The sequence below is a fragment of the Polynucleobacter sp. 80A-SIGWE genome, assembly GCF_018882295.1.
Taxonomy (GTDB): domain Bacteria; phylum Pseudomonadota; class Gammaproteobacteria; order Burkholderiales; family Burkholderiaceae; genus Polynucleobacter.
In genome coordinates, this window is record NZ_JACVOR010000002.1 from 549004 (window position 1) to 565809 (window position 16806).

General features: G+C 46.1%; 18 protein-coding genes and 1 other RNA gene. 14 read left to right on the forward strand and 5 right to left on the reverse strand.

What is annotated here, in order from left to right; all coding sequences use genetic code 11:
- Nucleotide 1: 1 nt before the first annotated feature.
- From ICN25_RS07610 to ICN25_RS09980, 5 genes are all read left to right on the forward strand, one after another.
- Entirely contained in the window at nt 2-367 is a 366-nt protein-coding gene (locus tag ICN25_RS07610; RefSeq protein ID WP_216180924.1) for a DUF4810 domain-containing protein, read from the forward strand.
- Nucleotides 364-990, forward strand: coding sequence for a GNA1162 family protein (locus ICN25_RS07615; RefSeq protein WP_216180927.1), 627 nt, complete (start codon nt 364-366; stop codon nt 988-990). Before ICN25_RS07610 ends, ICN25_RS07615 begins: the two co-directional genes overlap by 4 nt.
- Nucleotides 991-1113: 123 nt before the next feature.
- Nucleotides 1114-1611: a LexA family transcriptional regulator gene (locus tag ICN25_RS07620; RefSeq protein WP_216180931.1), complete on the forward strand. Its 498-nt coding sequence runs from the start codon at nt 1114-1116 to the stop codon at nt 1609-1611.
- Nucleotides 1608-2909 carry a Y-family DNA polymerase gene (locus ICN25_RS07625; protein ID WP_216180933.1) on the forward strand — a complete coding sequence of 434 codons (1302 nt, stop codon included), beginning with the start codon at nt 1608-1610 and terminating at the stop codon, nt 2907-2909. The genes ICN25_RS07620 and ICN25_RS07625 overlap by 4 nt, the downstream gene beginning before the upstream one ends.
- Before the next feature lie 57 nt (nt 2910-2966).
- Nucleotides 2967-3098: a hypothetical protein gene (locus ICN25_RS09980; protein WP_255536724.1), complete on the forward strand. Its 132-nt coding sequence runs from the start codon at nt 2967-2969 to the stop codon at nt 3096-3098.
- Between the two features lie 104 nt (nt 3099-3202).
- On the opposite strand, the gene ICN25_RS07630 is transcribed toward ICN25_RS09980, so the two are convergent.
- From ICN25_RS07630 to ICN25_RS07645, 4 genes are read right to left on the reverse strand one after another with little or no spacing between them, the layout of a single operon-like run.
- Entirely contained in the window at nt 3203-3862 is a 660-nt protein-coding gene (locus ICN25_RS07630; protein ID WP_216180936.1) for a putative quorum-sensing-regulated virulence factor, read from the reverse strand.
- A gap of 29 nt (nt 3863-3891) precedes the next feature.
- Entirely contained in the window at nt 3892-4155 is a 264-nt protein-coding gene (locus tag ICN25_RS07635; RefSeq protein ID WP_216180939.1) for a HigA family addiction module antitoxin, read from the reverse strand.
- A 27-nt stretch (nt 4156-4182) separates the two neighbouring features.
- A complete protein-coding gene (locus ICN25_RS07640; RefSeq protein ID WP_216180941.1) occupies nt 4183-4470 on the reverse strand; it encodes an XRE family transcriptional regulator in 288 nt (95 codons plus the stop codon).
- A complete protein-coding gene (locus tag ICN25_RS07645; RefSeq protein ID WP_255536725.1) occupies nt 4467-4841 on the reverse strand; it encodes a type II toxin-antitoxin system RelE/ParE family toxin in 375 nt (124 codons plus the stop codon). The genes ICN25_RS07640 and ICN25_RS07645 overlap by 4 nt, the downstream gene beginning before the upstream one ends.
- Before the next feature lie 450 nt (nt 4842-5291).
- Between ICN25_RS07645 and ICN25_RS07650 the strand changes: the two genes are divergently transcribed.
- Together ICN25_RS07650 and ICN25_RS07655 are read left to right on the forward strand one after the other, a co-directional pair.
- The gene (locus ICN25_RS07650; protein WP_216180943.1) at nt 5292-5921 is read left to right on the forward strand and encodes a nucleotidyltransferase domain-containing protein; all 630 of its coding nucleotides are present in this window, start codon (nt 5292-5294) and stop codon (nt 5919-5921) included.
- A complete protein-coding gene (locus ICN25_RS07655) occupies nt 5890-6312 on the forward strand; it encodes a DNA-binding protein (protein WP_216180946.1) in 423 nt (140 codons plus the stop codon). Before ICN25_RS07650 ends, ICN25_RS07655 begins: the two co-directional genes overlap by 32 nt.
- A 28-nt stretch (nt 6313-6340) precedes the next feature.
- On the opposite strand, the gene ffs is transcribed toward ICN25_RS07655, so the two are convergent.
- Nucleotides 6341-6438: signal recognition particle sRNA small type (ffs, locus tag ICN25_RS07660), an RNA gene on the reverse strand.
- A gap of 32 nt (nt 6439-6470) precedes the next feature.
- On the opposite strand from ffs, the gene dnaX reads away from it, so the two are divergent.
- The 7 genes from dnaX to ICN25_RS07695 all read left to right on the forward strand — a co-directional run bounded on the left by dnaX (nt 6471) and on the right by ICN25_RS07695 (nt 16792).
- Nucleotides 6471-8147, forward strand: a complete 1677-nt coding sequence (gene dnaX, locus ICN25_RS07665; RefSeq protein WP_216180948.1) for a DNA polymerase III subunit gamma/tau — start codon at nt 6471-6473, stop codon at nt 8145-8147.
- A gap of 40 nt (nt 8148-8187) precedes the next feature.
- Complete coding sequence (locus tag ICN25_RS07670) at nt 8188-8511, forward strand: YbaB/EbfC family nucleoid-associated protein (RefSeq protein WP_046330302.1); 324 nt, start codon at nt 8188-8190, stop codon at nt 8509-8511.
- Complete coding sequence (recR, locus tag ICN25_RS07675) at nt 8511-9134, forward strand: recombination mediator RecR (RefSeq protein ID WP_215374480.1); 624 nt, start codon at nt 8511-8513, stop codon at nt 9132-9134. The genes ICN25_RS07670 and recR overlap by 1 nt, the downstream gene beginning before the upstream one ends.
- 177 nt (nt 9135-9311) lie before the next feature.
- Nucleotides 9312-10724: a carbohydrate porin gene (locus tag ICN25_RS07680; protein ID WP_216180952.1), complete on the forward strand. Its 1413-nt coding sequence runs from the start codon at nt 9312-9314 to the stop codon at nt 10722-10724.
- Between the two features lie 176 nt (nt 10725-10900).
- A complete protein-coding gene (locus tag ICN25_RS07685; RefSeq protein WP_216862892.1) occupies nt 10901-12433 on the forward strand; it encodes a TolC family protein in 1533 nt (510 codons plus the stop codon).
- Nucleotides 12434-12439: 6 nt separating this feature from the next.
- On the forward strand, nt 12440-13714 hold the full coding sequence (locus ICN25_RS07690) for an efflux RND transporter periplasmic adaptor subunit (RefSeq protein WP_370624714.1): 1275 nt from the start codon (nt 12440-12442) through the stop codon (nt 13712-13714).
- Entirely contained in the window at nt 13715-16792 is a 3078-nt protein-coding gene (locus ICN25_RS07695; RefSeq protein WP_216180956.1) for a CusA/CzcA family heavy metal efflux RND transporter, read from the forward strand.
- Nucleotides 16793-16806: the final 14 nt, after the last annotated feature.

A 16806-nucleotide genomic window follows, 5' to 3' on the forward strand; every position in this document is an offset into this window, starting at 1 on the left:
TATGCGTCTAACAATAGCAATTGCTGGCTTTACCCTTCTCTTATTAACGGGATGTGCGCAAAATAAATACAACTGGAATGGATATGACAAGGGTCTTTACGAGGCATATAAAGATCCCAATCAAGTGGTGGCCCTGCAGATTAAATTGCAAGAGACTGTCGATGCCCTTGAAAAAGAAAAGCAAGTTGTTCCTCCTGGCCTATATGCAGAGCTTGGCACCTTATATCTCCAAGAGGGAGATGTAGAGAAAGCAAAAAAATATTATGCAAAAGAGCGAGATGCTTGGCCTGAAAGCAAAACCTTAATGGATGCCTTGATTAAGAATCTTGATAGTAGAAAGAAAGTTTTAGAAAAGAGTAAACCATGAAATATTTAATCATCTGCCTATCAGCTCTGACGCTAATTGGATGTGCGAATATTCAGAAAAAGGATATGTCTGCATTTAATACGGCTGCCCCTAGATCAATCCTAGTTGTACCTGTTGTTAATAAGACCTTGGATGTGGATGCGCCGGTATATGTGCTGACGACGTTGCCTATACCCCTTGCTAACAAAGGCTACTATGTGTTCCCAGTCAATACAACCAAGTACATCTTGGAGCAAGAGGGCTTGTATGAGGGTGACAAAATACTGACAATGCCCGCACCAACTCTTGCAAAAATGTTTGGCGCTGATGCCATCCTATATGTGACGATTAAGAGGTGGGATGCTCAGTACGCATTTATTGCAACTACGGTAACAGTGGAGTTTGACTACAAAATGGTTGCCGCAGATGGCACGGTCATATGGGAAGAAAATAAGAAAATGGCTTACTCCCCTCAAAATAGTGGCGGCGGTGGTTTAGGCGGCCTTATTGCTGCTGCCATTTCTGCGGCCATTACAAGAGCTGCGCCAAATTACATGCCTCTCGCACAATCTGCTCATCAGCAAGTCTTCTTAATGGGGCCAAATCAGTTGCCTGATGGCCCATACAACACACCAGCCAAGTGATTTGTATTGATATTCACTTTGGATAAGAGTTAACCCCTTTAAAAAGGGGTCAAAAACCACGTTTTTGAAAAAATAAGGCCCGGGTATTGAAATACTGTATGGATATACAGTATATTAGACCCCATGGCACTTATCGCACTTCCACAAAGCTCCTCAGAAAGCACTCTGACCCAGGCCCCACAGGCCTTGGCAGCCAATGGCGCCTATGAGTTCAAGCTTCTGAGTCACCGCATTTCAGCGGGATTTCCGAGCCCAGCAGCGGATTATGCGGAGGAAGGTCTCGATTTAAACCACTATTTAGTCCAAAACAAGCCGGCTACCTTCATGTTCACCGTCAAGGGTGATTCGATGATGGGCGCTGGTATTTGTGACGGCGACAAGGTGGTTGTCGATAAAGCCCTCAAGCCAAAACATAAAGACATCGTGGTTGCCGTAGTGGATGACGAGTACACCATCAAGCGCCTCTATCAATTGCGCGGCAAAACTGAACTCCAGCCAGAGAACCCAAATTACGAGCCCATTACCTTTAACGAGAACAGCGAACTTCAAATCTGGGGTGTGGTCGTTGGGGTAGTGCGCAAGTACAGTCACGCCAGCAGCAGAAACGGGAGGTCCGCATGAACCAAGCTGGCCAAACCAATCAACTCTTTGCACTCGTAGATGTGAACAACTTCTACGTATCATGCGAGCGCGTATTTGCTCCTAAGCTAGAAGATGTGCCAATGGTGGTTCTATCCAATAATGATGGTTGCGCAGTAGCGCGTAGTGCTGAAGTTAAAGCGCTGGGCGTGAAGATGGGTACACCCTGGTTTCAGATGAAAGATCTGGCTAAGCAACATGGCATCCAAGCTTATTCCTCAAACTACACCTTGTATGGCGATATGAGCGGCAGGGTAGTAGAAGTCTTAAGAAAGTTCACACCCAATCTCGAGGTCTACAGTATTGATGAGAGCTTTCTGCAAATCGAGACCGTACTCAAGCAATATGCTGACCCAACTAGCTTAGGTCAAATCATTAAGCAAGACGTTAAAGACACGACAGGCTTGCCTGTATGTGTTGGTATTGGCGCTAGCAAGACGCTCGCTAAGTTAGCTAATCACTTAGCCAAAAAGAATCCCCAGTTTGCTGGCGTATGTGACATTAGCTCCATGTCCAAAGAAGCGCTCTATCAATGGATGGCAGAGACAGCGGTAGGTGAGGTGTGGGGTATTGGTGGCAAGACTGCCAAGAAACTCAAAGAGCTCAAGATCAATAGCGTATTTGATCTGGTGCAAATATCACCACAAGCGATGCGTCAACAGTTTGGCGTTGTGGTTGAGCGTATTTGCTACGAGTTGCGCGGCGTATCTTGCCTGCAACTCGAAGAAGTTGCTCCAGCTAAACAACAAATTATTTCTTCGAGAAGTTTTGGTAAGCCAGTGACCTCCATGGAAGAGTTGGCTGAGTCTGTTGCCACCCATGCTGCAAGAGGTGCCGAGAAACTCAGAAGCCAAAAGTCAGTCACGGGCGCACTCACTATTTTTGTGCAAACCAACCCCCATAAGCCGTTTGAGCCACAACACCATCAAAGCATCACAGTGGTTCTGAGCGATTCTAGTGATAACACCTTAACGCTCACAAGTGCTGCATTAAAAGGGCTAAAGCAAATCTACAAGACCGGCTTTAAGTACAAAAAAGCAGGCGTCATTCTTAATCTCTTGGCTGATAAACCCACCATGCAGCAATCATTATTTGATGACATGGAGGTCAAAGGTAAATCCGCCGGTCTCATGAAAGCCATGGACTCGATCAATACCCGTTTTGGTAACGCTGCCATCAAAACTGCCGCATCTGGAACCAAGCAAGACTGGCAAATGAGATCAGGCAATAGATCACCGAACTACACCACGCAGTGGGATGAATTACCCGTAGCACGATAAATAATTAATCAACCAATCAAGTAACAAGTAAGCAGAAAGTAAACAAGGAGAAATTAAATGGAATTATTAAATAACTTCAACGGCATCTCACTCGCAATCATCATGATCTTGTCTTACTGCGCAGTACTTAAAAGTACTAAGCGTAACGAGCGTAGCAATAGACAAGTATTTAGCCGCAAGTATCAGTAAGGAAGTAGGGGTAGTAGCAGAAGTAAAGAAAAAACAGAACAAGCAGCAGCTGCCTGGAAGGGGAATAAGGAAATCACGGATTCCTTATTCCCTAGTAAAGGCAATTATTTTGCTTCAAGAGCTTTGCGCAAGAACTCCGATACATTGTCTTGGCGTAGCATCCATTGCTTATAGTCAGATGGAACCATGCTGATTAACTCACCTTTGTGCTTACCAAAAGGCATCACAGTTGGAATACGAGCTTTCTCAGACATTTCCCATAAAGCATCCAAAGAAGACGGCTTAAGCTTCTCAATGATTTGACCCAAAATCTTAGAGCAGATCCACACATCAGCTAAGGCGCTATGCGCATCACGTAATTGTTCTCTGGCAGTGGCTCTTTCGAAGTAATAGAGTAGGGCACTTTGAGTATGACTATCTAAATCAGGCCAAAGGCTGCGAGCGAGAGCAAGGGTGCAAATACGTTTAACTTCAGGCTTGCCAATAGCCTCCCAGTCAAAATCAATGCTGTGACCAATGATGTACTTAGTGCCGGCAGGCAATCTAAATGAAGTGCTAGCAGGGCAGTTAACCAATTCCTCATCCATGATGTGGTGAGTCGCTAAAGCGCCCAAGCTAATTGGTTTTCCAGGGTTGTAACGCTGTACCCAAGGATTGCCGATAGCAAGGGGATTAATCGACGTGACGTCTAAAGAGGCGGCCTCAATGATGACGGCATTGTTCTTGTCGGTCGCTTCTACATCGAAAATAATGGCTTGGGGCATGGGCTTTTCAGTAAAAGATATTTGAGTGACTATTGTGCCTTGAGTTTGATTTGCGCCTGCCAAAGATCATATTTGGATTGCATTTCAATCCATAGCTGAGGCCCATTACTTAAAAAGGTACCCAGCTTTTGCGCAAACTCTGGCGTGACAGCGCTTTTTTCGGTAAGAACAGCATTTAATGTTTCTCTAGTTACACCAAGATGCTCGGATAGCTCGGCAATAGAAGTTCCTAGGGTAGGCAATACATCCTCTCTCAGAATAGCGCCAGGGTGGGTAGGGGATCTTCTATTCATAACTCTCTAAACCATCTTTAATAAAACTTAAACTGCTTTCATTTCAAACTTAATCATCTTGCCAAGTGCAGATGCAGCACTTGTTAATGTCAGCAGCGTGAGGCTAGTATCCGATTCATCAAGTAAACGATTGAGGGCTGCCCGGCTGGTATGCATTTTCTTGGCCATCAAGGTCTTGGTAAGCTTTTGCTTGATCATTTCTTGTTCAATTTGCCAGGCGATAACTCTTTTGACTGCCACCGCACTAGAGTGATCAAAAATTGATTCTTCTTTTAAGAAATCATCAAAGCTACTACCAATGTGCTTTTTCTTCATGAGTGCCTCCTTAATTTCTTTACTCTATCTTTTGCCAGATCTAAATCAGACTTCAGGGTTTTCTGCTGCTTTTTGATAAACCCATGAATCAATACTATTGAGCTCTTATCTAGTACAAACAACACTCTGGCGATGCTCTTGCTAAGGTTCACCCGAACCTCCCAAATACCCCCATCAAGATGCTTTACCAAGGGCATCCCTAATGGCCATCCAAATTGAATAGTCTTGATATCTTCCCCAATACGTTTCTTATCAAAAGCACTCAAGGACTTCAGCCACTCCCTAACTGGTTCATTTCCTTGTTCTGTTGCATAAAAATTAACTTCTAGGATGGGATTTCTCATCCAAGTAGCGTACCAATTATGGTACATATCTTACATCATCTTTTACTGAAAAGATTGTAGGAAAGTACGTAATTTAGAAAATAAGAGCCTACTTGTTTAGGATGTCTAGCAAATAGATGGAAACCAATTCAGGCTATGTAACTATCAGCTGGAAGGGGTTAGACACATCGCCTTCCTACAATTAAATAGTCCCCGACTGATGTAATTCCCGCTGTTAAACGTCTACGCTAAATCTTTCAGACTACGGCGGGGATTTAGATGCGACTTTCTATTGAGTGTTCTCACAAGCATTTAAAGCTATTCCGAATCTCTCTAGATTCAAGGGTCATGCTGGTTTTGCTGATTATTTGGATGATTTGGGGAATCTTCAGGGTTTTAAGGATTTGGTAATAGGGCATTCTTCTGCGGTATCTACATTCGTTGCTTTATTAGCAACGAATGTTGCTAATAAAGCAACGATAAGGCAATATATGGCCTATGACGACGCTTACATCCATCCTCTTTGGTCAATATCGCAGTCGCGTATTGGGCCTACTTCTCTTGCATCCTGAGCAAGCTTATTACTTGCGTCAGATTGCAAGCCTAACCGGAACCACCCCAGGAACTTTGCAACGCGAAATGATTAAGCTTGAGCAAGCAGAGTTGGTGACAGTAAAAAAAATTGGCAACCAAACGCATTACCAAGCGAATCGCTCTTGTCCTATCTTCGAAGAGTTGGCGAGCATATTGAGAAAAACCAGTGGCCTAGTGGATGTTCTTCTGCAGGCCCTATTGCCCGTTGAGAATCAGATTCAATGTGCATTTGTATTCGGATCAACTGCAGGGGGTAAAGCAAGTGCAGGTAGTGATATCGACATCATGATTATTGGTGGCCTTGAGTTTTCTACTGTCGTTGCAACTCTCCACCCATATCAAGAAACACTCGGAAGAGAAATTAACCCCAAGGTCTTTACTGGTAAGGATTGGACAAAGCTCATCCAAGATAATGGAGCCTTCATCCGTGATGTACTAGGCAAACCAAAGCTGTACATCATTGGTAATGAGCATGATCTGCTTATCAATGGAGACACACAACTTGTTAAAAAATCTCATCGGGGTAACGCTTGACACAATTGAGCGTGACAAACTTAGCATTCAACGTTTACTAGAGGCTTCTCAAGCCAGCTTGAAGGATGCGCAAGTCGAGGAGCTCAGCAATGAGGGGCGCTTTGATCTGGCATACAAATCGATTACTCAATCCTCAAGTGCAGCGTTACAGGCAAGTGGCTATCGAGTGCTTACCAGTAAGCCGGGGCACCATCAAACCATGATTCAAAGTTTGGTTCACACCATAGGAATAGATTCATCTACTTTGATTACCTTAGATCAACTGCGCAAACAGCGGAACGTGATTGATTATTCAGGGGATATCGTGAGCGATGCCATGTTGGGCGAAGCAATTAAACAAGCCCAAGCGCTATTGGATTGTGTAAATGCTTGGATTGCTAAAAAGGGCTGATTTCTTGGCTTGATTCCAAGAAAGTAGGGTGGACGAGCCCGACCCCCGGCACTGACAGAATTGGGTTTGGCTGCTTCGTTCCCGACCTGACCAGGTTATCCAAACCGCCATGCGGGGAGGCCCGTCCAATTCCATTTTAGCTTGTTAGAATGTAATACATGACAGCATTGGCTTTAGCCCGTTCGTGGCGCCCTAAAACTTTCTCCCAATTGGTAGGACAAGACCATGTGGTTAAGGCATTAACCCATGCCTTAGACCAGGGTCGACTACACCACGCTTGGCTCTTTACAGGCACTCGCGGGGTCGGAAAGACCACAATTGCCCGAATTATGGCCAAAGCCCTCAATTGCACCGGGGAAGACGGTCAAGGTCGCATGACCTCAGAACCTTGCGGAAAATGCCCGGCTTGCCTAGAAATCGATGCCGGTCGCTTTGTTGACTATATCGAGATGGATGCTGCAAGCAATCGCGGGGTAGACGATATTGCCGCTCTACTAGAGAAGGCAGCCTACGCTCCAAGTAATGCACGTTACAAGGTCTACATGATTGACGAGGTGCACATGCTCACCAATCATGCCTTTAATGCCATGCTCAAGACGCTCGAAGAGCCGCCTGAACATGTGAAGTTCATACTTGCAACTACTGATCCCCAAAAGATCCCGGTCACTATTCTGTCCCGCTGCTTGCAGTTCAATCTCAAGCAAATGCCAGTACCGCTCATCGTTGAACATTTAGAAAAAGTCCTCGCCGCAGAAAAAGTCGATTGCGAAACCAATGCACTCCGTGTTTTAGCTAAAGCAGCCCAAGGCTCCATGCGTGATGCCTTATCACTGACTGATCAAGCCATTGCATACGCCGCAGGCAAAGTATCTGAAGAAGCAGTGCGCGGCATGCTTGGCACATTGGATGATGCTTATCTCATTCGCATTCTGGATGCCTTAATTGCAAAAGATGGTGCGACATTGCTAGCTATCTCTAATGAGATGGGTGAGCGCAGTATGTCTTTCTCATTAGCACTTGCTGATCTATCCAGCCTCATTCAGAAAATCGCTGCAGCACAAATCGTTCCAGAATCTGTTTTGGAAGATTGGCCTGAAGCGGCAGAGATTCGTCGCTTGGCTGGTGCGCTTACAAAAGAAGAGGCACAACTCTTCTACCAAATTAGCATTACTAGTCGTCCAGATTTATCGCTAGCTCCAGATGAACAAACCGGCTTTGCCATGACGCTCCTGCGCATGCTAGCCTTTCGTCCTGGAAATGAAACTCCAGGCAGAGCAGGGAACTCCGCACCGCCAGTAGCAAGCGCGCCAAGACCAGCGGCACCAGCAAATCAAACAGCTGCTCCAGTTAGATCTTCAGCGCCTGCAGCATCTGCTCCAGCACCTATGGCGGCTAGGCCTACCGCTTCAGCGCCTCCAGCTTCTGCACCAGCGGCCACTGCATCTGCAGCCAATCGTCCAGACTGGCATGCTTTGATGCGTCAGTTGCCGGTTAAAGGTTTGGTTCAGCAGTTAGCGTTTCAGACAGAGTTGCAAGATTGGGAAGATTCACCAGCAGGCGTGCGCGCTACGGTTGTGACGCCAATGCCGCAACTAGCTTCCGAAGCTTCTGTTGGTCGTCTCGCTGATGCATTAAGTGCGCACTTTGGCAAGCCGATCAAAGTATTAATTGAGAAGGGTGAAGTAGAAGGCAAGACAGTTGCTAAAGTCGATGCGCAGATTCATCAAGAGAAAAGACAAAACGCAGAGCAGATGATTGCTCAAGATCCATTTATTCAGCAATTAGAAAAAGAGTTTGGAGCCAAAGTAGTTGGTGGCTCTGTTAAACCTCTTTGATTGCCAGATTTAACAATATTAGATACAAGGAAATAAAGCGATGATGAAAGGTGGCCTTGCTGGTTTGATGAAACAAGCCCAGCAGATGCAAGAGAAGATGAAAGTAGCGCAAGAGCAATTGGCTGCGCTAGAAGTCACTGGCCAAGCGGCTGGTGGTTTAGTTAAAGTCACCATCTCTGGCAAACACGAAATGAAACGCGTACAGATCGATCCAGGCGCAATGGATGATCGCGAAATGCTCGAAGACTTATTAGTCACTGCCTATACAGAAGCATTCAAACAAGTAGAAGCTGCTAGCTCACAAGTGATGTCTGGTGCTACTGCTGGCATGCCAATGCCTCCTGGATTTAAGTTGCCGTTTTAATGGCACGTCAAGAAGCTCCACAAGATGCTCTCGGTCGATTGATCGAGGCATTGCGCGTATTGCCTGGAGTGGGACCAAAGTCAGCGCAACGCATGGCTTTCTATCTACTGCAGCATGATCGCAATGGCGCAGCAGTTCTTGCCCAATCATTAGGTGAGGCTGTAGAGACAGTAGGGCACTGCGCCCGTTGCAATACTTTCTCAGAAACCCAAATCTGCGCAACTTGTAACGATGATCGCCGTGATCCGTCTTTACTGTGCATTGTGGAAACACCAGCCGATCAAGTGATGGTCGAGCAGACATTAAGTTTCAAAGGCAATTACTTTGTATTGATGGGCCGTATCTCGCCACTGGATGGCATGGGCCCCAATGAAATCCATTTCGATCGATTGCTCAATCGCATTGAAGCTCCTGATACTGGAGTGCCAGTCAGAGAAGTTGTTCTGGCAACGAATTTCACGAGTGAAGGTGAGGCCACAGCCCACTACATAGGTGAGGTACTCAAATCCAAAGGCATCAAAGTTACCAGGATCGCCAGAGGTATTCCGGTAGGTGGTGAGCTTGAGTATGTAGATGCAGGCACATTAGCCAGAGCGCTGATGGATCGCCGTACCGTTGGCTAATCGTCACTAAATCGACATAAATTCTAGGTAAATTGCCTCTTTTTGGGGATAATTTGGCCTGCACCACTGTTGAGCTTTAATCTCACACCGTGCCTATCCGAGTTGTCTTGTTTTTACCCCGGTAGATCTGGCCCTTAGTTTCACTGGCCATTGATGCTAAGCATTGCGAAATTGTGAATGACCCACAAATCCTATCTTCTCCTGTTGAGCTTACTTGCTGCTATTTGCAGCATGAGTGCGCATGCCCAGAAGGCAGGATCCGGTTCGGATCAGATCGCCAGCTTTGCTTCTCCAATTGCCGATTTTCCTACTGAGGGTGAGTTGTTTGGTTTGCCAGTAAATATTCACGGCCAAACCACTTATATCAATCAGCGTTACAACAATTTCAATTCATCCTATTCTGGTCAGAATAGTTTGGATGCTCAGAAGTCGATGAGCTATACCTGGTCTGGTACCTTGTTCTTTGGTGCACGTCTTGCACCGAATACCGATGTCTACTTCAATCCAGAGGTGGTGTCTGGTGTGCCGTTCTCCGATCTTTCTGGTTTAGGTGGTTTCACGAACGGTGAAGCGACTAAGGCTAATGGTGCGCAAGCCAAGTTTTATTCTGCTCGTGCCTTTGTGCGTCAAACCATTAATCAAGAGGGCGACAAAGTCGTTCTGGAGAATGAAGCCAATCAAATTACCCAAACTGTCAGTAGTAATCGTGTTGTTCTGACTGGCGGCCAGTTCTCCACATTGGATATCTTTGATGACAGCCGTTATGCCAAAGATCCCCGCATTCAGTTTATGAATTGGGGCAATATGACCTATCTAGCCTATGACTACGCAGCCGATGCAAGAGGCTACAGCTGGGGCTTGGCGGGTGAGTGGTATCTCGATAACTGGGTGATGCGCGCCTCACGTATGCTTGCGCCTAAAACACCGAATGGCCGTGATCTCAATTGGCAAATCTTTAATACCTACGGCGATCAAATAGAAGTAGAGCGCCAGCACAATATTGCCGATCTTCCTGGTAAGGTCAGCGTCTTGGCTTATCGCAACAAAATGATGTTGGCGCGTTTCTCAGACGCAACGAATTATGTGATTCAAAATAATGCGCAGGGTACTCAAGCCATTAACAATGTGCGTAACAACATGCAATACAAAACCGGTATTGGTTTGCATGGAGAGCAGGCTTTAACAAAAGACCTTGGTATCTATGGCCGTGCCTTTACATCGGATGGCCATACCGAAACGATGTCCTTCACTGAAGCAGACAATTCCATCTCCATTGGTATGGGCATGAATGGCACAAGTTGGAAGCGCCCCAATGACAGCATTGGCATCTCCATGATGCAAAACGGCTTATCTAGCTATCGCCGTTCCTACCTGCAAGCAGGGGGTGTGTCTTATTTCATTGGTGACTACGCTAGCCCAAGCCAGACGATTTCCTATTCACCGGAGCGGATCGGTGAGGTCTATTACAACGCCACTGTGATCAAGAATGTTCTAGCCGGATTGAACTTTCAGCACATCATCAATCCAGCCTATAACTCAGCTCGCGGACCTGTAAACATCCTATCTTTTAGGGTTCATGCCGAGTTTTAAGTATTTCAAGGTGGGTCAGAGTAATTATTGTCTTTAGAATCAATAAGATACGAAACCCCAATAATTCGACTTTTGGGATTTCTCACCTATAATCGTTTAAACCCCCTTTAAATACAGGGAAACCTGCATCTGGGGCTATAAAAAACAGCATTAGTACAGATTTAGAGGCAGCCGATTTGATTCACGGCCATTTAAAAACAAACGCATTTGTTATTGCTACTGCAAGCCCCATAAAGTGGGTTGCCTGTGCTGTCGCCTCTCTGTTTTTTAACTCCACAGTATTTGCACAGTCAAATACCTCCATTCCGGCTAGCGTTACAGTTCAAACGAATGAATCCAAGGATTCGTTATCGGCGCCGCCAGTTGTAAGTAACGAAACTGCCAATCCTGCTAATGCCGCATCCTTGTTTGCGCCGGTCACTAAGAGCGATACACCCAAGATCTACACCAAGGGTGCGCCATCAGGCCCCGCTGAAATGGATTTGCGTCAGCTCTGGACTGAACTTAAATTAAACAACCCGCAGTTGTCTTCATTGCGTGAGTCATATCTCTCTGCAAAAGCAACTGTTCCACAGATCAATGCCCCAGCTAATCCGCAGGTCGGCTTGGTATGGTCGGGTATGCCAGTTAATTCACCATTTGCATTGGGTGGTGCGAATGCGCCAAGCCCATCAAATCCTGGTGGCGGTGGAATTAGTAGTAATAACTCGATTTCGATTGCGCAACCGTTTCAGTTTCCGGGTAAGAAGAGTTTGGCATCCGATATTGCCAATACCAATGCTGAGGCGCTCTTAGCGCAAAGCGAATCTACTTACTTACAACTAGGCGCTCAACTATCCACTTTGTATTACAACGCTCTGGCATCACAAAAGCAGTTACAGGTTCTTAAGGAATCTGTCTTGCGTTTGGAGATGATTAAGAACGTGGCTAAAGCGCGTTATGCAAACAATACCGCTGCTTACGTTGAGTATCTGAATGCCCAAGTAGCGCAAAGTGCAGCGCAAGCAGATCAATTTAATGTGGAGCGTCAGCTATCGGTCGCTCTCAATAACATCAATACTTTGGTCGGTCGCCACTCTAGAGAAAAGCTTGTACTGCGTGGGGATGTACGCCGCGCTATGAATAGCGTCCCAACCTTAATTGAATTGGAAGACTATGCTGAAACCAGTCACCCCTCATTAAAGAGTTCGGCATTACAGCTAGAGGCTGCTCGTAAAGGCGTAGATCTAGCGAAGAAGGCTTATTTGCCCGACTTCCAAGTCATTGGCTCTTCATTTACTCCGCGTGGCCCATTCTCGGCTAACAATGGCGCCATGTACTACCAGTTTGAGTTAGATCTCATCATTCCACTATATTTCTTTACCAAAGAAAAGTATGGAGTGGAGCAGGCGCAGCGCAATCAAGCAGCCGCAGAGGCGGGCAATATCTCCAATCGTCAGCAGATTGTGTTGGCAGTTAATAGTGCCTATGCCTCCTATGAGCAAGCAAAGAATCAAACGCAATTTCTAAAAGATCGCCAAGTACCACAAGCAGACGCTGCTTATAAGGTTGGTCTCACACAGTACTCAAATAATGGTCAGGGATTTAACGATTTGCTGACAGCGCAAACCCAATTGCGCAATCTTGAAGTTCAATTGGCGCAAGCTGAGAGTAATCTCCTCCAAGCGCAAGCAGTGTTGCTAGTGACATCTGGCAAAGAACCTTTTTAAGGAGCAGTGTTGAAAGACAAAATTCTTTCTTTTTTAAAGCAGCTTGCTGATAAAGCAAAGCCTATCACTGATAAGGCATTGCATTTTGGTGGCCACAGACTACATGTAGCCCTTGCTAGCGTTGCTGGCCTGTACTGGAATCTCAGCCCACAAAATCGTCATCGCGTTCGCTTGGCTGCTTTTGCTTTTGCCATTCTTTCAGTAGGTATCGTTGTTGGTCGTATTACCAATGTGAACCGTAACGTCAAAATCGAAGCTTCTGATAAAGCATTAAAAGTAGAGAAGAGTGGCATCTTGGAATTAAAACTTCCTGGCATCAAGCTCAACCCAGAAATTTACATCTTCCAAACTGCAGAAAAAGTCCAAGTACCGGTTGATATCAAAGTACCAGGTCGTTTAGCGTTTAATGCAGAAAAGTCTAAGGTTCTTTCTGCGCGCGCACCAGGGCGGGTAGAGCGCATCTATGCATTCGATGGTGCTGAGGTCAATATCGGCTCCCCAATCGTCGAACTCTATAGCCCTGAATTTGTTTCAGCACAGCAAGAGTATTTGCTGTCCTCAAAAATGGCGAAAGTACTAGAGTCCAATAAGACCATGAGCGACTTGCTGGGCGACGCTCGCATTACCCAGCAAGCGGCCGCAAACCGCATGCGTAATCTTGGTGCTGGCGATGGTGATATCAAAGCAATTGAAACGACTGGCAAAACCCAAAACAATTTAGTGATGCGTTCCCCACTCAAGGGGGTAGTAGTGAAGCGTAATGTTGAGCCTGGTTCAACGCTAAATTCGGGTGATGTGATTGCTACCTTGGCTGACCCAAAACAACTCTGGTTCTTAGGTAATGTATTTGAGCAAGATTTCCGCCTAATCAAGCCAGGTCAAAAACTAGTTCTACACGTAGAAGCTTATCCTGACAAAGAATTTGTGGCTTACGCGAATTACCTTGCCCCAACCATTGATCCGCAAACACGTGCTTTATTGATTCGTGCGGATATTGAGAACAGCGACGATCTCCTGCGTCCAGATATGTATGCTTCTGCCAAGTTAACTACCGGCATGGCGGATGCAATTGTTGTTCCACAAACGGCAGTAGTACGTATTCGTGAGATGCGCTATGTCATCGTGAAGGTGGGTGATGAGGTATATCGTCGCTTGCCTGTTAAAGGCTATGACCTCAATAGCAAAGCTTTTGCCATTACCGAAGGTGTTGAGCCGGGTTCACGTATCTTGGCTGAAGGCGCAGTCTTGTTAAATGATCGATTTGCGAAGCAGGAAGACTAAGTGAGCGCATTTACTTCCTTTATTCGAGGTGTACTTGAGAAACGGGTATTGGTTATCGTTGGCTCAATCGTGCTCCTTGGGTTGGGAATGTTTAGCCTTTCTAAGCTTCCAATTCAGCCTTACCCAGGCGTAGCACCATTAACGATTCAGGCGATTTCACAATGGCCGGGAAGAAGTACTACTGAGGTAGAGCAGCAAGTCACCATTCCAGTAGAGAATGCGTTGGCTGGCATTCCAGGTCTTCAGGCCTTCCGCTCAGTATCTTTATTTGGCTTGTCTGTTGTCACCTTGAAGTTCAATGACACAACAGATCCATTTAAAGCACGCCAAACATTTATCACCAGTCTTGCCAATGTGAGCTTCCCAACTGGAGTCACTTCCAGTATCAGTCCAGACTCTGATGCGACTGGCGAGATCATGCGTTATGAGGTGAAGTCGGATTACGCTTCATCCACTCAATTAAAGACGCTACAGAACTACGAGATCTATAAAGAGCTCAAGCAAACCCCTGGCGTAGCTGATGTTTCTTCATTCGGTGGCAAGGTTCGCCAGTACCAGGTGATCGTCAGCCCAGAGAGCCTGCAATCGAAGGGCGTTACCGTTAATGAGCTGATTGCAGCTTTGACGAATGCCAATAGCAATACCGGCGGCGGGCTCTTGCCAAGTGGTGAGCAGCAATTTGTAGTCCGTGGGGTTGGTCTCCTTAGAAATATTGATGACATTAAGCGGGTAGTGATCTCCATTCACAATGGAGTGCCAATCCGAATCGGTGACGTTGCCCGAGTAGAGATTGGTAATGCACCGCGTTTGGGTATGTTCCAGTTCAATGAGAACCCAGACTCTGTTGAAGGTATCGTTTATTTACGCCGTGGCGAGAATGCCACTGAAGTTTTAGCCCGTGTTCGCAATACTGTTGAAAACATCAACAAACAAGTACTCCCGCCCGGAATAGAAGTCGTGCCGTTCTATGACCGCCAAGTACTCTTAGACATCACCATCGGCACTGTGAAGCACACCTTGTTCTTTGGTATCTCTTTGGTTCTCGCGGTACTGTTTTTCTTCTTAGGTAATTTGCGTGCAGCAGCAGTAGTAGCGGCAGTTATTCCGTTAGCGCTATGTGTCTCATTTATTCAGATGCATCTATGGAGCGTGCCTGCCAATTTGATTTCTCTTGGCGCGATTGACTTTGGTGTGATCGTTGACTCGGCCGTGATTCTGACGGAGAACGTCATGCGTCACTTGGAAGAAGGTGGCAAGCGTCTCAACCAAAGCATTATCTTGGCGACCAGTGAAGTGCAGCGCGCCATGATTTACTCAACCGGCATCATTATTGTTGCCTACTCCCCATTGTTCTTTATGGGTGGAGTAGAGGGCATCATCTTTAAGCCAATGGCATTCACGATGGGCTTTGCTTTGATTGCCGCCATGATTCTCAGCTTAACTTTCTTGCCAGCCATGATCTCTTTGGTATTTGGTGAGAACTTGCATCACAAGCCACCTGGATTTATCACTAGACTCCTAGATGGCTATAAGCCTTTACTTAGAAAGTGGATGGATCGTCCATTAACCGTGGTGTCAGTAGCGGTATTCGTATTGGGCCTCACCTTATTAAGCATTACCCGTTTGGGAACGGCCTTCTTGCCTACGCTAGAAGAAAACAATATTTGGTTGCGTGTGACTTTGCCTAATACCGTGGACTTGGATTACTCCGTCAAGGTGGCTAATCAGTTGCGCGAGACCTTCTTAAAGCAACCCGAAATTGAAAAAGTGGCGGCCCAGATTGGTCGTCCCGATGATGGTACGGATTCGACTGGCGTATTTAACCAAGAATATGGCCTCTACCTAAAGAGCCCTGAAAAGATGCCAAGCGGCTCTAGCAAGAAAGATCTCATTACCCATCTTGAAACAGAGCTTAATAAAATTCCGGGTGTTACCTATAGCTTCTCGCAATACATTCAGGATAACGTAAACGAAGCGCTCTCTGGTGTTAAGGGTGAGAACTCCGTCAAGATTTACGGCACCGACCTAGAGGTTTTGGATCAAAAAGCCCATGAGGTGATTGATCAACTCAAAAAAGTACGCGGTGTAGCTGACGAGGGCATTCTTAAAGAGTTAGGTCAGCCAACCTTAAATATTCAGATTGATCGTGAACGTGCAGCGCGTTACGGTATTAACGTTACTGATATTCAGACGGTAGTTGCCAATGCGATTGGTGGCGCAGCCGTGACCAATCTCCTCGAAGATGAAAAGACTTTCGGTATTGCTATTCGTTTGAATGAAGGCAGTCGCAACGATATTGCTGATATTGGCCATCTTTTGGTGGATTCATCTAGCGGGCCATCCATTCCTTTATCGATGGTTGCCACGGTTCAATTGTCGGATGGTCCATTCTTTATCTATCGTGAAGCAGGTAAGCGCTACATCGCTATTAAGTTCAGTGTGCGTAACCGTGACTTAGGTAGCGCGGTAGAGGATGCGCAATTCTTGGTTGAGAAAAATATCACCTTGCCACCAAACTACTCAATTAGTTGGGATGGTCAATTCAATCAAATGAAGCAAGCGCAGAAGAAGTTGATGTTGATCGTGCCATTAGCATTGCTGGGCATCTTCTTATTGTTGGTTAGCGCTTTTGGTAATTTCCGTGACGCGGTGATTGTGATGATCAATGTGCCATTTGCTGCCATTGGTGGCGTGATTGCATTGCATCTTGCAGGCGAGACTTTGAGTATTTCAGCTTTCTTTGGATTCTTATCCTTATTTGGTATTGCGATTCAGGATGGCGTGATTCTGATCTCCTTTATCAATAAGACCGCCGCTACCGAGCATGGCGAGATGAAAGACGTGATGGTAGAAGGGGCTTCTTTGCGTGTTCGCCCAGTACTCATGACGGCCGCGCTTTCTGGTTTAGGACTCTTACCAGCTGCTTTATCTCACTCGATTGGCTCTGAGGCTCAACGTCCTCTGGCTTTGGTGATTGTGGGTGGCATGGTGACAACGACTATTTTGACTCTCTTGGTGTTGCCAGTAATATATGGATGGTTCAGAGGTCGCACATTAACCCAAATGGCAAAAGCCTAGGGCTACTAGGAAAG

Coding starts and splice junctions, on each gene's coding strand:
- ICN25_RS07640 (WP_216180941.1), bottom strand. CDS start 4,470: ATGAAGAAAAAGCACATTGGTAGTAGCTTTGATGATTTCTTAAAAGAA.
- ICN25_RS07615 (WP_216180927.1), top strand. CDS start 364: ATGAAATATTTAATCATCTGCCTATCAGCTCTGACGCTAATTGGATGT.
- ICN25_RS07620 (WP_216180931.1), top strand. CDS start 1,114: ATGGCACTTATCGCACTTCCACAAAGCTCCTCAGAAAGCACTCTGACC.
- ICN25_RS07625 (WP_216180933.1), top strand. CDS start 1,608: ATGAACCAAGCTGGCCAAACCAATCAACTCTTTGCACTCGTAGATGTG.
- recR (WP_215374480.1), top strand. CDS start 8,511: ATGGCACGTCAAGAAGCTCCACAAGATGCTCTCGGTCGATTGATCGAG.
- ICN25_RS07610 (WP_216180924.1), top strand. CDS start 2: ATGCGTCTAACAATAGCAATTGCTGGCTTTACCCTTCTCTTATTAACG.
- ICN25_RS07645 (WP_255536725.1), bottom strand. CDS start 4,841: ATGTACCATAATTGGTACGCTACTTGGATGAGAAATCCCATCCTAGAA.
- ICN25_RS07680 (WP_216180952.1), top strand. CDS start 9,312: ATGACCCACAAATCCTATCTTCTCCTGTTGAGCTTACTTGCTGCTATT.
- dnaX (WP_216180948.1), top strand. CDS start 6,471: ATGACAGCATTGGCTTTAGCCCGTTCGTGGCGCCCTAAAACTTTCTCC.
- ICN25_RS07635 (WP_216180939.1), bottom strand. CDS start 4,155: ATGAATAGAAGATCCCCTACCCACCCTGGCGCTATTCTGAGAGAGGAT.
- ICN25_RS07630 (WP_216180936.1), bottom strand. CDS start 3,862: ATGCCCCAAGCCATTATTTTCGATGTAGAAGCGACCGACAAGAACAAT.
- ICN25_RS07670 (WP_046330302.1), top strand. CDS start 8,188: ATGATGAAAGGTGGCCTTGCTGGTTTGATGAAACAAGCCCAGCAGATG.
- ICN25_RS09980 (WP_255536724.1), top strand. CDS start 2,967: ATGGAATTATTAAATAACTTCAACGGCATCTCACTCGCAATCATCATG.
- ICN25_RS07650 (WP_216180943.1), top strand. CDS start 5,292: ATGACGACGCTTACATCCATCCTCTTTGGTCAATATCGCAGTCGCGTA.